Below are 15232 nucleotides of genomic sequence, written 5' to 3' on the forward strand. Positions count from 1 at the left end.
TGTACTCACTTGTTTAACGAGAGTGATGTTGCACCCATTCTTTTTTTAGCAAAGCATATTGATATGTGTTTTCATATTTAGGTGTGCCGTCTTCATGGTTCGTAAATGAAATAAACTCAAGAAAAAGGCCTTCTTTCCGCATGCCTAATCGCTCACATAATGTCTGTGAACGGACATTATCATCCTCTACATAGGCATAAACACGCCTTGCTCTCTTTTCTAAAAATAAATAGGATAAGAATGCTTCAGCACTCTCACGCGCATATCCCTTCCCTTCATATGCTACATTAAAATTCCAGCCAATTGAATACGTATCAGGCTCCTCTTTTAAATGAAACAATTCACCAATAACCTGCCCACTTTCTTTTAAACAAACTGCTACATATGAGTGATCTTCTTTTCTCTCTTGCACCTTAGCAGCCGCTTCCTCCAAAGTAGAGATTCGATCATCGAGAAAACAATTGACTCTTGGATGAGCCAAGTACTCAAGCATTCCTGCCGCATCTTCATCGCAAAACGATCTAATCATTAACCGGTTCGTTTCTAATAGATTCATATGTTACCCCTCACTGTTTCTGCTTGATTTCGTGTTTGTAGTCTCTCCATATTCTAGATGACATGTATCAACTTTGACAATCAGATTCATATTGAATTGTCTTCAAATAAACCCATCAAAAGCATTTTGGCTATTAAATAACATGATGACAACTGTTATAATAGAACATAAGTTTGTATTTTATCAAAAAGGGGTTACATCAAATGATCAAAACGGTGGATGGCAACATTTTAGAAGCAAGCGAAGACATTATCTGTCACCAGGTGAACTGTAAAGGAGTCATGGGCGCTGGATTAGCGAAACAGATCAAAAGCAAATATCCGAATGTGTACAAAGATTATAAACAGTTATGTACAGAACAAGGAGATGACTTGCTAAGCTCCGTTCAACTCATCACAACAAAAGACGGAAAAACAATTGGCAACTTATTTGCCCAAGCTGGATACGGAAGAACAAGACAGCAAACAGACTACGATGCCTTACGCAGCTGCTTTCAACACCTAAAGGATACAGTGACACAATCACCTGAAGAGAAAAACCAAACGTCCATCGCCATTCCATACGGGATCGGCTGCGGATTGGCTGGCGGCGATTGGACGATTGTTGAAGAGATGATTGAAGAGGTGCTGGGTGATTGTGAAGTGACGGTTTATCGGTTTAGATAATGGAATGAGGTTTTTTGAAACATATATGACAAATACCCTCCTTAAATCGGAGGGTATTGTGCGTTAGTTATCGTCTTTATTTTTTATATAATTTAATACGGCTTCTTTATCTTCCTCATCTTCAGGGAGATATCCCAAATTTTCATATTCCCAAATAGCCATTCGTTGATAGGTATTGTAATGAGAGTTCAATACATCATCATAATTAAAATCAATGGTAAATTGATTCCTATTCTTGATTTTCAGCGTTAAATTTGTCCAAGTTTTTTGCTCGTTAATTTTAAATTCATCTCTGAGTTTCTTAAAAGAATCCTGTAAATTAATTAATAAGTCATCATATATATTTTCACTGACCTCAAATATATCAGGAATATCATGAGAATAAATATATTCTTGTTGTTTGTTTGTATTAAAGAAAAAATAAACTTCACGAGAGTCATCCAGAATTTCCGCATATAGCAAAACATTCTCCCAATCAACAGGTATTATTTCATTTATTGTATTCAAAATTTCTTGATAAACTTCATTCGATGGTTCCATTTCCATTGAATTAACCTCCTGGCTTATTTTCAATCGATACCTTTTTAACTCTCCTAGCTCCAATTTTATACTTAATTTTAAATAAAGTTGGTCGCATAGAATCTCCTTCATATCTAATGCTTTCTATGGAAACTGATACTGTCTCAGGTGGATCTTTCCTCAAGGCTGCCAACCATTCCTGCTCCAACTGATACCATTTCCCACCACTACGATTAATCTGTGAACTCATTGGAACAAGGTTATCAATATCCCCGGAACCTTTAAAAATAGACGCAATCAAATAACCTCCATCATCATCCATTAATCGATCTGGCTTCCCTGAATTTGACTGAGCGTACTGGTTTCTTTTAACCTCTCCGTATTTTAAATCACTTGCTTCGACTTTGACAATACGTCCGTAGTGATCCGTTGTGTAGATGTAGCCTTGCTTTGTTGAATAAACAACATTCGGTTTTAACACTTTTTTACGTTTCCATCTCACATAGTGATCTCCGTAACTAACAACGGTTGGTGGTGATTTTGGCGCTGGTAAGCGTCTGCCTGTCTTAGAGATGCCATATCCTGAATTGTTGTCTAGACGCTTTGCCATGGAGAGGAGTTTATTTTTGAGATTTTCTCCGTCAAACACGTTATACGGCAGCTTCGGGCCGCCAGCCATTTGAAACTTTGGTGAGTATGGCAATAGATTCGGAATAGAGACTCTGTCTAATGATTTTGCTCCTTGTTCAAGCCCTTTCTTTACCGTCGTTTTAGCTGCTGTTGTCCCCGTTTTTGTAATGGCTCCTGCCCCTTTAGAACCAAAGACGATTTCTGCTAGAGAACCAGTTGCATAGGCGAACCAGTGTGATCGAGAATATGCATCACCATAATAAAAAGCCTTCCCTTTGATGACATAATACTTCGTGGGTAATCCTGATAAAACAATTAAATATACAATGTTAAAAGCCATCCTGATTATCTTTTAGATGATCATAATCATGCATTACATCCTATAGCTAATACAAACTAAAACACCCATAAAGAGTGTTTTTTTAAAAAATAAAAAGGATGCACTTTAGCACCCTTTAAACTTAAAAGTTATTCAGATTAAAATGAATTTCCATATAGATAGAAGAAACGTTTAGTCTTCTTGAAAGGATTTGTCTAAATTTTAATCTCTCTCCTTTAACATTTTTATGAGATCGTCACTAAGTTGGATATCAATATCTTCTGTATCACTATCTTCATCATCTTCAACAACAAATAACCCTTCAATAAACTCAGTAAAAGTATCAGCAATCAGGAACAGATCCTGTTCTCTATCTCTAAGTTCATGATCCCAAAAATAAATTTTCCCTTGATTTATTTTACTAACATCTAAACAAATTAGGTCTCCGCCGTCTGCGTCTGCGATAGGAATTATTTGTTCTGGTAATTGTTCTTTATATGTTTTTATGGCTTCTCGTATATCATAATCATTCTGTTCCAACCCATAAAACAATTCAACTGGCACTGATTCACCAACTAACCACACTGGTTTTTCTCTTAGCGAGGTATATACATTGTCCTCAATCCAACATTCTCCATATTCATTAATAAAACTTTAATAATCAGAAGAAATGTGATATCCGTTTTCTTCTTCTATTTTATTCATTTCGTATAATGAGCTATTTGATTTGGTTGATCTGATATCAATAGTGTATTGATCAAGTTTGTCTTTAATCCGTTGAAAACTCATTTTAGTAGCCTCCTCTTAAGTCTGATGCTGCACCAATATGTGGTACATTTTTATGCAAATCAGTCGGAACAAGTTGTATCCTCTTAGTCTACTTTTTCTAGAACCAATTCATATCTAATACAAAAACCCTCCTGTATTTGGAGGGTAATGTACTATTTGTTTTCTTCTTTATTTTTTATAAAATTTAGCACAGCTTCTTTATCTTCCTCATCATCGGGTAAAAATCCGAACGTTTCATATTCCCAAACTGCTATTCTCTGTATATTGTCAATACCTAAAGAAAATACATCATCGTAACCAAAATCTGTTGACATTTTTCCTGAATAAGTAAATTTCATTTTTACAGTTGTCCATTTATCAGATTGTTCTTTAGTATACTCTTCTCTCAACTGTCTTAGCTTTCTTTGTAAGTTAATCAACAGGCTATCATATGTGTCTTCACTAACCTGATATTGATCTGGGATATTGTGTGAATAAAAATATTCCTCTTTATTAGGAACCGTAAAATAAAAGAGAGCAGAGGCAGAATCATCTAACATTTCTGCATACATCCAAATTGTATCCCATTCCACTGGAATCATTTCATTTAAATTTTTAGCTATTTCTCTATATAAGCTTTCCATCTCTTTTGTTTCCATTTGTTCATCCTCCTGGTCTGTTATATATTGTGTCTGTATAAACTCTTCCGTCTATCTTGTATTTGACTAGGAATTCAGATGGTCTTAACGAATCTGATTCATAAAATGCTTTTATTGAAACAGTCACAGTTTTAGGTGGATCGGTTTTCAATGCTTTCAACCACCGTTGCTCCATCTCATACCATTTTCCGCCACTTCTATTAATCTGTGAACTCATCGGCACAAGATTATCAATATCCCCAGACCCTTTAAAAATAGATGCAATCAAATGACCTCCGTCATCTTTTAATAATCTATCTGGCTTCCCTGAATTTGACTGAGCGTACTGGTTTCTTTTAACCTCTCCGTATTTTAAATCACTTGCTTCGACTTTGACAATACGTCCGTAGTGATCCGTTGTGTAGATGTAGCCTTGCTTTGTTGAATAAACAACATTCGGTTTTAACACTTTTTTACGTTTCCATCTCACATAGTGATCTCCGTAACCGACAACAGTCGGTGGTGATTTAGGTGCGGGTAATCGTCTGCCTGTCTTTGAGATACCGTATCCTGAATTGTTGTCTAGACGCTTTGCCATGGAGAGGAGTTTATTTTTGAGATTTTCTCCGTCAAACACGTTATACGGCAGCTTCGGGCCGCCAGCCATTTGAAACTTTGGTGAGTATGGCAATAGATTCGGAATAGAGACTCTGTCTAATGATTTTGCTCCTTGTTCAAGCCCTTTCTTTACCGTCGTTTTAGCTGCTGTTGTCCCCGTTTTTGTAATGGCTCCTGCCCCTTTAGAACCAAAGACGATTTCTGCTAGAGATCCGGTCGCATAGGCAAACCAGTGTGATCGAGAATATGCATCACCATCGATGACTTCTTTTTGGAATGAGTCTGAAATCGACTTTCCAATCGCTTTCGACGTTTCAATTGGATGTGAAACAGCCGTTACGACCGATTCAACGGCACCTCCAGGATCTGTCACAAGATCGTAGATACCAACTACTGTATCTTTAGCCACATCATATAGACCAACTGCTGCACCTTTTACAACATCAACGAACCCCTCTGATGCTTCTTCCTGCGCTTTGATCTGGAGAAGCTGGCTGTAATACATTTTTTGATCGTAAGAAAGATTTTCATATCCAATTTCGTCTACAATCTCAAAGTATTTCTCTTCTGATATACACGTAGGATCGTTGAGTTTTTCTTTCAATTCTTTGATTCTTCGTTTCTCTTTTTCTTCTTTTTTCACTTTTAAATATGCTTTCACCTGTGCATCGATTTTATCGTGATTCTTGTACACATCTGTCTCATGAAACGCTTTTGCATCATAATACATGGGCTGCGCATTTTTTCCTTTTCCTGTAGCAGCCATCATTTTTGCATAAAAAGTTGCGAGGTGTTTTTCGATCGCTTCTGATTTTGCGTATTCTGTTTTTAGGGCATGATCTAATTTATGTACAGCATCAATTGCCTCTTTTCTTTTTTTATTCGCATCGTCTAAATGTTCATTGACCTCTTTACTTGAAAATACATTCAGTTCTATGAGATCACTGATGTCATCAAAAATAGTGGATAAGGCTTCTTTTTGTTCCTTGACCATATCTTTATTATTCTGAATCCCTTGTTTCAGTTGAGCATCTAAGAAATGCTCATCAATAAATGTACTTCCGCCTAACGATTCATCATCAAGCTTTCCTTTTATCCCATCTAAAAACGCTTTTTGCATATCAATAAAATCAAGATAAGTATCTGTATAAAGCGCAAGATCCTCATAAAAGGCTTTGATATTGTCTGCACCTTTTCCAGTAAATTCATCACCTAATCCCGACACACTTTTTAATGCTTTTTTCACATGCTGCATTTCGTCTCGAAGCTCCTGATAGACTTTTGACCTTTGTTCGACAGCTGACAGTAAAGATGGAGCATCTAATATTTTCATATAAAAAAGACTCCTTTTATGGAATATTCTTTTACTAGAATACCATAAGGAGTCTTACACTTTAATCCACTTTATCGTTTTTTAACCAATTAAAACTGTAGGGAAAACATTTTTGTATATCCTTGAATCATTTGATAGAGCAACGGGGAAAAGAAAAAGGATTGTAGATTAAGGATTTTAAAACGATGAAAAATAATGTTCAAATAAAAAAGAAGCCCCCGAACAGGGATTCTTTCTAATGGAATTTATCATAACCGATACTTGATGTGTGTCCTCTAATAGCTTCTTCGTGGTTTTGTGTAAAGGCGAAATAACCCAGCGTGCTCAAAGTGCCAATAATGATGAGGGTTGCTACTACTGACTTAAATTTCATAAAGGCAATCGCTCCTTTTAATTAATTGTTGGAAGTAAAGAACCTTCTCATAGAAGTTCGACGCCTTGTCTTTATCTCCTACTGTTTTATACCTTCTAGCTGCATCTTTCGATAATTCTTCAAGAATTGCATACATTCCTCTTTCGGTTAAATATTCGGTATCACTCAAGACATTATCATAATCATCTTTGACATAAAGCGCCTTATAAAATGTGAACACTTTAAGCATCACGTCATCATTTAATTTTTCAGCCAATTCTAAGCCCTGGTTAAGAGCATATAACCCTAAATCGTTTTCCTTTTCATAAAAATACGACCGTACAAGCACACTTAAAGGATCGAGTATTCTGTTAAAATGCTCATATCCTCGCTCTTTAAAAGCATTGATTGAATCATTTAAATATTTTATTGAAGCAACAATTTCATCATTGTGGAAATAACTTAAAGCCAAATTATACAGCGCTGATCCTACTAATCTTTTGGTGTCGCTTTCAGTTGCTTTTTCTAGTGCATGTTCAAAATGCGGCTTTGCTTTTTCGGGGCAACCCATATCAATATAATTTAATCCAATGACAAAGGAACACTGTATCTGTCTAACTGTATAGGTATCTTTTTCTCGATAACATTCTATTGCTTGGGCTATATGGTGCATGGACATGTGGTTTTGTTTCATGTGGTAATAGATTTCAGCCATCTTGTAATTGAACTCGGCACGTTCAATATCATCACTTACAAGGGACAGCTTTTTTTCTGCTCGTTTATAGAAGGTAATGGCGTTGAGGTATTCATAGTTTTCAAATTCATACATTCCATAGAAAAAATTAAAATAATAATCAAGTAAGCCAGTTAATTTCTCTTGGTCCCTTTTGATCTTCATTGCTAATTCTCTAAAGTTGGCACGCTCTTTTCCATTCTCCAATGGATTCAAATAATCCAACATTAATTTATGTCGGAATTCCATGAGAGAAAAATATAATAATAAATCCTGGTTTTCCTCCATGTTATCGAGCAAAGATTTTATTTCTTCTTTATATGCTTCGGCGTCCGGTACGTTAAATCTTTGAATATGGTAATACCATTCATTGATTTTCAAACCGACATGAGAAGAAAGCACTTTCTCCATAAGACCCTACCCCTTCCTTGCTATTCCCTATAATGACATATATTATCATTTAAAGAATCTTTCGACACCGAAAAGAAACCGCAAAATTTAGGGTGTTTTGATATAGTAAAGCCTTATTCGGGAGCAATTTTGACTAGCTAATATAAAAAAAGAGCCGAATTAATATGAACGGCTCTTTTTAAAGTCATCAACTATTAGATGTTTTGGTGTTCTTTCTTTTAATAAAGTAAACGACTGCTGTGATAATGACTACAGGTATCACAACAAATAGACCGGCAGTGATAATTGTATTCCAAGGCATATTTACTATCTCCTCTCATTAAGGATTAATGCCATCTAGACCATTTTTTAGAAGCTATATCATGTGCATTGTTTGATTTAATCACCACAGATGCTTTTGTCCACACAGATGTATAGGCTGGAATCATAGAATTGTAACGGTGTGTTTTATCCATTGCATATGTTTTGGCATTAGCAACTCAATGGGTGCACCCTTTTTTCTTTCCCAACCATGCCACTTTTTCCACGATTTTATGGTGTTGATCAACATCCCGTATTTCTTGGCAAGGTCCTTGTATTTCATGCCTTTGACGTAATCTTTCTCCACCTGAATGTGTTTGGATTCCATCTATATTCATCTGCCGCCTTCTTCTGATTCGTGTTTTGAATTTTTATTTCCTCTAAACTGCTGCCGCACTCTACCTTTAAGCCGATGCTTGGTGTACAGAATTATCGGAAGCAATTTACAGGGAACAAAAAAACCCTTCATTCAGAAGAGCTCTTTTCTTTGTTCGTATTCAAATTAAGATAGTTCCATCCCATATTCTTATTTTTTGAACTTTGTGTTTTCCAGTAGAATAATCGAAATTTTTTTACACTATGACTATCTCTAATCGTTGTCTCATTTCCTGCACGAAATGTCCTTATACTTTTAAATTTCATCCGCTGTCCTGTTTGCAATTGGTATGAAATATCTATTCTTTTGATTCCATATTTGCGCCCGTGTACATCACCATAATTTATATCCAATGGTATGTACACCTCATCATTAGGGCTCATAAATGGCAAAGATGTCTCAATTATACTCTTATCAGAGTTATCTAATTCTATTTCAACGTGTCCACTCGTAATTATACTTTTTCCAATAGTCTTTATCTGTAAATAGTTAAATCTCGAAGCACCAGTGAAATCGCTGTCTAAATGGAGCCTATTATCTGTTATAAATTTCTCTAAACCATCGTAGCTTTTTGGAAGTAATAATTTTGCACCTCTTTTTACCAATGGATGATTCCTAAGTTGATAACCTCCAGTTATTTCATCTAACACTACATAAGTTCTGTATTCAAATTTAACTTTAAGATCTTCATTGATTCTACCTAAAATAAATGTAATAAATGGTACGATAATAGCTGCCGCTGCTGTTAATGCAGTGGGCAGCACACCAAAAGTTTTTATAATTTCATCCAAACTCATGCTCGTTCACCTCCTATCTTTATATATCTGCAGAAAGTGAGCATATGGACCTATTCGCAGAATTTGTCGAATGAAATTTACTCGTTTTCTTTCTGTTTCCTAGCGTGGACTTGCTCAAATGTTCTTAACATTGAGACAGCCACACTTCTAGCTCTTTTTTCTTTAATTATTATTCTTATAATGAAAATAAGTGATATGGCTGTGCCAATGAATGCTAAAATTTTACTTGTATTAATATTAAATGCCATAGTGAAATATACAGCCAATAAAGGGACAAATGCTGGATAGTACTTAGAGACATCTCTTATGTTCTCAATATGCGCAAACCTCGATATAGCAAACTCTAGACATTCAATATCTAAATTATAGAGAGTTGCTACACTTTTTTTATAATGTTCCTTCTTTTGACCATATATAAATTCTTTTAAAAAGTACGCAAGTAACTCTTTTTCTGAATATGTGTAGATGACATCTTCTAACTCCATTAATTTCTTTGAGTATATTTCATTATCTAATTTCTTAATTTTTTCATATTGTCCTTTATTTTTAATTGCACGTTTATTTTTTTTACCCAACTCTACTCACTCCTCAATTTTTAATATCGGATATAAATATTAATATTGAGGTAAATGCAAAATTTGTCGAACGAAAAAAGCGACCTCCGCAACGGAAGCCGCTCTCAATTTATATCATAACCACTCTAGAATAAAATGCTTTGCCAAGATCGTGCCAAAAGTGTGCCATTTATAAATTGTTATAATTCAGCTTCAAATTCATAGACTATCCTCAACAACATTTCCAAAAAATCAATTAATTTTTGAGTTTCTTCTTTAGTTGATTTTTCTATATTATGAGCAGCAATATTACCATTTAATCTCACAGCATCAAGCCACTTTTCGGCACTTTTCGGAACTATTCCTTCATTTACCAAAAATTCTACATACTGTATAAAACTCTTGTTTTTTTTATCTCCCTTTTCAACTGCTATATTCATAATCATCTTTCTAGCCAAAATACTTGCACCTGTAAACGCATTGACTGAAAACGAATCACAGACTTCCTTATACAGATCTTGTATATTTTCTGGAAGATGCCTAATACCTTTTATAATACTTATAGGTGGAAATTGCTGCCCTATTCCATTTATATGTGTTGGGTTTCGACAATTAGGACATATAAGTATTTTAGAACCACTCTTCCTTTCGGTCTCTATATATTCATGAGTTAAATATCCATAAGTTGGTGCAGCTAAAGAATTACAGTAACCACAAGTATATTTTTCTTTTTCTACATCATGTGAATCTGCCCAAAAATAATTTTCATAATAAAATGATTTCATATTATCCCTACCTTATCTAAATTATCTATATATTCCATTATCCACATTATCCAACCATTCACCATAAATATTATTATGTTCAACTATCGGAATCGCTGAACCTCTTCCTCTCTTTTCGACCATACGCCCAAAAGACGACTGTTCCTATCAAATCAGCGTTTTCTTCGAATACGGCCGCCTTGTCTTTGATACGTTTCGCGTCTCGTTCCCATGATTTCTTCGCAATCCCTATTCGTAATGGGATCAGCATCGTTCTCCTTCTTTCTATTAGAACTAGGAGCAATGCTTTTAAATTGCTTTAATGTCTCTTTAGAAACAGAATCCCTGATCTTCATGTTCATACTCTCCTTGCCGAATAAGCACCACCTTACGCTATTCGCTTAAATAGATTTTTGAATGATGACTACACTCCGAGAGGATGCCAAGTACAGCCAATCATCAATTAAAATGAAAAACTGTCCTCGATACGACATTGATAAGGGAAAGGGCCGTCTCTCAATAAAAAAAGCGCACACCAATCAAGGCACTTAAAGTGCTCAATGATCAGCGTCCGCAGGTTCTTCCTTCTGGACAAAATATTCACGTTGGTTTTGCTTGTCTCTATCATACGATGATCCACATAGGAAAAAAGGTCCCTTTTTTATCCCCCTTTTTGTCGGCTTTTTCTCGGCAATACAAATAAAAAAAGTGCCCATAAACATGGACACTTTGGTTCTATTATTCCCAAAACGCATCGCCTTCAGAATTAATATACGTCTGAAGAAAAGTTTCAAAATCTACATCAAGCAGCCTATATTCTAAACCGTCTTCAAATAGATAAAGATTGGAATTTCCCTTATTTAGCATCAAGTAGCACCCTTCAAAAAGAGCGGCAATAGCTATTATATCAACCTGATCAAAAAAATCATTAGACAACTCGGATTCGATCTCTTCTAAACTGAAAACGTGTAATCCTCCACCCACCTTGTTCCCAAAAACTATGTCGTCAAATATTCTTGCACCATTATGTAGACATAAAAACTCTTTGAGATCGTCAGGCAATGCATGATGTTTCTTTTCAAATTTTTTTATATTTTCTTGATCGGCTGGGGCATTGAAGGTACAGCACTTTTCATAGACTTCACCGTCTACCGAGAATTTGATGATGTTTTTCTCATCTAATTGTTTTTTAAGTTTTTCTAATATCTGCACGATTCTACTCAATCTCTCACCTTCTATCTATAGCCTCTCCACCAAGTAGAAACCTCTTGTTGATGCAGCGTTCTTGTGATTGCATATAAATTACCCATTTTATTATCTCCACCATATTCTAAAGGAATAACATGGTGAATGTCTAAACCAGACCAATCCCATTTAGAATCTCCGTATTTACTAATATACATCTGATATATTTATTTCGGATATCCTTATCTCTCTTAACTCTATCTTCAGGCTTATACCATTTCATTCGCTTTTGTTGGTGCTGGTAATGATTTACCACTATGTTTCTCATCAATCCCTGGAAGTAAACACAATTGTTCAGATTTCATCCTACCACTCCTTGAAAGTCCATATTGAAATTTTCTTATAATCTATCTAATTCTGAAAATCGTTTGTATTTTTACAAAAACACCCTTGAATTTTTTATAAAATATAGGATAATTAGGTATATCAAAATAAACAAGCGAGGGTTTTAAATGAGATTAAAAAAAATTATAACTTGTTCCGCGTTATCCTTTGCTTTACTTGTTTCTGCATCTCCTGCATTCGCTTCAACTTCTAATGCAGACAGCAACATGAGTCAAAAGGTAATAACTCCTCAAGCTGAGCTGAAAACTATTCATCTACATCTAAAAACCAATAAACAAAGAACTATCAAATGTTTCGGTGTCTTTAAATTAAGATGCTATAAAGGGTGATTGTACTTGAACAGGCAAATATCAAGGTTGGTATTAAATGAGATAGGAGGGTGACTCCCTATCTCACTTTTAATTAGCTAACTTTAAAGTAAATACCTGCCATCACTATGCCTGTTTTAATAATTTCAGAATCATCAGCAATTAACTTATTTTTGATTTTTGACTGTCCCTATAGCAGGAATCTCCTGCTATATTATTTTGTATGAACTCGAGTAATTTAAGTTTGTAAATTGGGCGTCGTGTGTAGTGATTTCCGTTTTCCCGTAAATAGGTGTTTCAGCTAAAAACGTTTGATTGGAATGGCCATCTAGAATAATGAGTTTCACTTCTCCTTTGGTCATAAAGTTATTAATGGAAATAGTTGAATTTGTAAGTTATTCATGCGCAGAAGACCTCCCAGTTATAATGAATTATCGAGATTCATTAAATCTGTAGCCTTGTGCTTTGGTTCTTTTTATTTGCCCCGAAGAGCTTGCAAATCATGTATACACATTTTAAAAAGGTTTTCGTCCCTTAAAAAGACAGGTCAACCAGCACCTTTAAATCAGCTTCAGTAAGTGCCTCATCCAAATTTTCCGCCCAAGACTTTGGAACAACCAAGATTTTACCACTAAGGAACCTTACTAATGTCATCCTCGGCTACTTTAAGTACATAACCTGCTTTATTAAGTGTTTCTCTTTTTCCTTTCCTAGATGCTTTAATCCAGACTCCTTCTAAGAATTTGTTTTTCATCTGATAATTTTTCCATCCTTTCCTGATCCGACTGAGCAGTTCATATTTTTTAAGTGGTTCATAGAGGTGAACACTCTGTCCATCCTCTAAGCGATAGAGTAGGAACCATCGTTTTGATCGTTTACGTGCCTTCTTAGGCATTCCCGTCAGAATCGTCTTTTACACTTTGAGAGGAATCTAAATTATTATCAGATGTTTCTTCCGTCTGTACCGGTTTACCTTTGTTAATCTGATCCTGCTTTCAATCCCTCCACTTTACGTTCAATGTCCATGGACTTTTTCTTTAATCTTAGTTTTTTCTGCAGGTAAGCTCAATTCATCCTCTAACTGTTCCAGCTCATGATCAACAATAATGTGAACTACACTACTGTGATCTACTGATAATTTATAATCAGACACTCTACATTTGCAAATATAGCGGAGAATATCGCTTCACTTGAACTTCGTACCAATCATTTCAGCAAGGTTTTGAATACTTTTTTGAGACCTTCGTTGAAATTTCAAAGCCGCCTTTTTTCTGGGGTGAATTGTGGGTGATGGCTTCCTCAAAACAAAAACCCCCTGAAGCCAATGGCTACAAGGGGGTTCTTTATTAATACTGAGACATATACTGATCGCGTTCCCATGGGTGTACTTGGGTTCTAAACATAATTTCTAATTTAAATACGGTATATACAACACTCTAAACCCTTGAAAACAAAGGGTTTTTTATTGGTCTATTATTTTAAATTTGAAATAGAATCTCTATAACTCTCAATATTTTTTGGTCAAATTTTGGTCATGATTTTGGTCATAATTGAAAAGCTTTATGTTATTTTGATTAGAAGAGATCTCTATAAAAAGCAAAAAATTCTGATATAATACCTTTATCTTAAGTTCGATAGACACATGGAGGGAAAGAATAATGAAATTAGATTTTGAAAATTGGATATCATCACAAGCATTACCTAAAGAAAGCTTACCTTTAATAGAAGAAGCTATAAGTTGTTATCGAATAGGTGCATATAGAGCTTCATTCATTCTGTCTTATTCTTTCTTTCTTAAAATACTCAAACACAGATTAGAGACTTCTGCTTCCCAACAGATTAAACCTGATTTGATTAAGGAAGATACATGGAGAACAACAATTATGAAACTTAATAACGATGATACTTGGGAAGATATAGTGTTTACTACAATACAAGCTTCAGATAGAGATACCAAACGTAGCAGTTATTACTTAATTAATGATGGAATTCGTGAAGATATGAGGTATTGGAGAAGAAGAAGGAATGATTGCGCTCATGCTAAAAATAATCTTATTAGTAATTCTACAGTAGAATCATTTTGGCATTTTATAGAGTCTAATTCGGCGAAATTTGTAATTAATGGAGGGGAAGAAGGTTTAATAAATAAAATTAAAACTCATTTCGATCCCAATTATACACAACCTGGAAAGTCATCGACGTATTTAGCTGATCAAATTCCATTAGTCGTTGAATCTTATTCTGAAATCCCAGATCTATTAGAAAAAATTTACAACATGCTCATTATCGAATTTAATGGTGATTTAAAATTTAAAAACGAGGAAAGTCCAATAAGGATTTTTTGGAAGGAAATCGCCTTCTCAAATAATGTGGATTTAATGGGGGGTTTTTTAAGTTTTGTTAAAAGAGATTGGGAAACTTTCATTGAATTCATTTCAGTATTTCCTTCTAAACTTAATGAATTTACATCTGACGAACCATTAATCAGGAATTTCTGGAAAGAGCAGTTTTTTAAGTATAAAGATTATAGAGAGAATTTTTGGAATATAGCTTTAATATTAATCAACAATGCAATACCTAATTCAGAAAGCTCTAGTTTCATGAAAAAATTAGTAAAAGAAGCACCAACCCGTTATATCAATGAAGATAATCTACATGATATTAAAAGAATTAATTACTTCGGATATATGAAAGATTATTTATTTGGTCAAAACAATTTCATAGCTCCCAATGGTTATAATAATGCTAATATGTTATCTGAAAAAATATTAATTTATTTAAAACATGGTGTAATAAATGCTGAGATAGTAAAAGAAATTAACAGCCTTGTTTCAGAATTGGCTTTTGGGAATTTTTATGATGATTTTAAACACTTTCTAAAAAAGAATAATGATATAATGTTTAAATTCAAACAAATAGCCGACACTGAGGAACTGACTTTATCTAGTTTTTTCAATGATTTTATAGAAGCTGATAGTGACTCTTCTATATAATTAAACGA

The 15232-nt window shown here is 34.6% G+C and carries 17 protein-coding genes and 1 pseudogene; 2 read left to right on the top strand and 16 right to left on the bottom strand.

Features of this window, described 5'->3' with window-relative positions; all coding sequences use genetic code 11:
* Positions 1–13 precede the first annotated feature (13 nt).
* Positions 14–556: a GNAT family N-acetyltransferase gene (locus JVX94_RS05480; protein ID WP_203129859.1), complete on the bottom strand. Its 543-nt coding sequence runs from the start codon at positions 554–556 to the stop codon at positions 14–16.
* A gap of 203 nt (positions 557–759) precedes the next feature.
* On the opposite strand from JVX94_RS05480, the gene JVX94_RS05485 reads away from it, so the two are divergent.
* A complete protein-coding gene (locus JVX94_RS05485) occupies positions 760–1221 on the top strand; it encodes a macro domain-containing protein (RefSeq protein WP_205184800.1) in 462 nt (153 codons plus the stop codon).
* A 63-nt stretch (positions 1222–1284) separates the two neighbouring features.
* On the opposite strand, the gene JVX94_RS05490 is transcribed toward JVX94_RS05485, so the two are convergent.
* From JVX94_RS05490 to JVX94_RS05550, 15 genes and pseudogenes are all read right to left on the bottom strand, one after another.
* Positions 1285–1767: an antitoxin YezG family protein gene (locus tag JVX94_RS05490; RefSeq protein ID WP_076839701.1), complete on the bottom strand. Its 483-nt coding sequence runs from the start codon at positions 1765–1767 to the stop codon at positions 1285–1287.
* Between the two features lie 4 nt (positions 1768–1771).
* Positions 1772–2710 carry a DNA/RNA non-specific endonuclease gene (locus JVX94_RS05495; RefSeq protein WP_240193804.1) on the bottom strand — a complete coding sequence of 313 codons (939 nt, stop codon included), beginning with the start codon at positions 2708–2710 and terminating at the stop codon, positions 1772–1774.
* A 201-nt stretch (positions 2711–2911) separates the two neighbouring features.
* Positions 2912–3337 (bottom strand): SMI1/KNR4 family protein, encoded by a 426-nt coding sequence (locus JVX94_RS05500; protein WP_205185517.1) that lies wholly within the window; start codon positions 3335–3337, stop codon positions 2912–2914.
* A 6-nt stretch (positions 3338–3343) separates the two neighbouring features.
* A complete protein-coding gene (locus JVX94_RS19690; protein ID WP_275891461.1) occupies positions 3344–3478 on the bottom strand; it encodes a hypothetical protein in 135 nt (44 codons plus the stop codon).
* Position 3479: 1 nt separating this feature from the next.
* Positions 3480–3557 carry an HNH endonuclease gene (locus JVX94_RS19750; RefSeq protein WP_141211636.1) on the bottom strand — a complete coding sequence of 26 codons (78 nt, stop codon included), beginning with the start codon at positions 3555–3557 and terminating at the stop codon, positions 3480–3482.
* A 73-nt stretch (positions 3558–3630) separates the two neighbouring features.
* On the bottom strand, positions 3631–4116 hold the full coding sequence (locus tag JVX94_RS05510; RefSeq protein WP_223250968.1) for a TIGR01741 family protein: 486 nt from the start codon (positions 4114–4116) through the stop codon (positions 3631–3633).
* Between the two features lie 4 nt (positions 4117–4120).
* Complete coding sequence (locus JVX94_RS05515; RefSeq protein WP_205184802.1) at positions 4121–6046, bottom strand: T7SS effector LXG polymorphic toxin; 1926 nt, start codon at positions 6044–6046, stop codon at positions 4121–4123.
* Positions 6047–6408: 362 nt separating this feature from the next.
* On the bottom strand, positions 6409–7542 hold the full coding sequence (locus JVX94_RS05520; protein WP_205184805.1) for a response regulator aspartate phosphatase: 1134 nt from the start codon (positions 7540–7542) through the stop codon (positions 6409–6411).
* 478 nt (positions 7543–8020) lie between these two features.
* Positions 8021–8170, bottom strand: a pseudogene (locus JVX94_RS19545) (phage terminase small subunit); the annotation flags it as partial.
* Between the two features lie 137 nt (positions 8171–8307).
* Complete coding sequence (locus JVX94_RS05525) at positions 8308–9015, bottom strand: hypothetical protein (protein ID WP_205184808.1); 708 nt, start codon at positions 9013–9015, stop codon at positions 8308–8310.
* A 77-nt stretch (positions 9016–9092) separates the two neighbouring features.
* Complete coding sequence (locus tag JVX94_RS05530; RefSeq protein ID WP_205184811.1) at positions 9093–9590, bottom strand: hypothetical protein; 498 nt, start codon at positions 9588–9590, stop codon at positions 9093–9095.
* A 179-nt stretch (positions 9591–9769) separates the two neighbouring features.
* Positions 9770–10354, bottom strand: coding sequence for a DUF4145 domain-containing protein (locus tag JVX94_RS05535; RefSeq protein ID WP_205184814.1), 585 nt, complete (start codon positions 10352–10354; stop codon positions 9770–9772).
* A 152-nt stretch (positions 10355–10506) separates the two neighbouring features.
* The gene (locus JVX94_RS05540) at positions 10507–10689 is read right to left on the bottom strand and encodes a hypothetical protein (RefSeq protein ID WP_205184815.1); all 183 of its coding nucleotides are present in this window, start codon (positions 10687–10689) and stop codon (positions 10507–10509) included.
* A gap of 382 nt (positions 10690–11071) precedes the next feature.
* Positions 11072–11557: an SMI1/KNR4 family protein gene (locus tag JVX94_RS05545; protein WP_205184817.1), complete on the bottom strand. Its 486-nt coding sequence runs from the start codon at positions 11555–11557 to the stop codon at positions 11072–11074.
* Between the two features lie 883 nt (positions 11558–12440).
* Positions 12441–12611 (bottom strand): XtrA/YqaO family protein, encoded by a 171-nt coding sequence (locus JVX94_RS05550; protein ID WP_313959867.1) that lies wholly within the window; start codon positions 12609–12611, stop codon positions 12441–12443.
* 1278 nt (positions 12612–13889) lie between these two features.
* Between JVX94_RS05550 and JVX94_RS05555 the strand changes: the two genes are divergently transcribed.
* Positions 13890–15224, top strand: coding sequence for a hypothetical protein (locus tag JVX94_RS05555; protein ID WP_205184819.1), 1335 nt, complete (start codon positions 13890–13892; stop codon positions 15222–15224).
* Positions 15225–15232: the final 8 nt, after the last annotated feature.

Source organism: Bacillus sp. PDNC022, assembly GCF_016919285.1.
GTDB classification, from domain to species: Bacteria; Bacillota; Bacilli; order Bacillales; family Bacillaceae; genus Bacillus; species Bacillus safensis.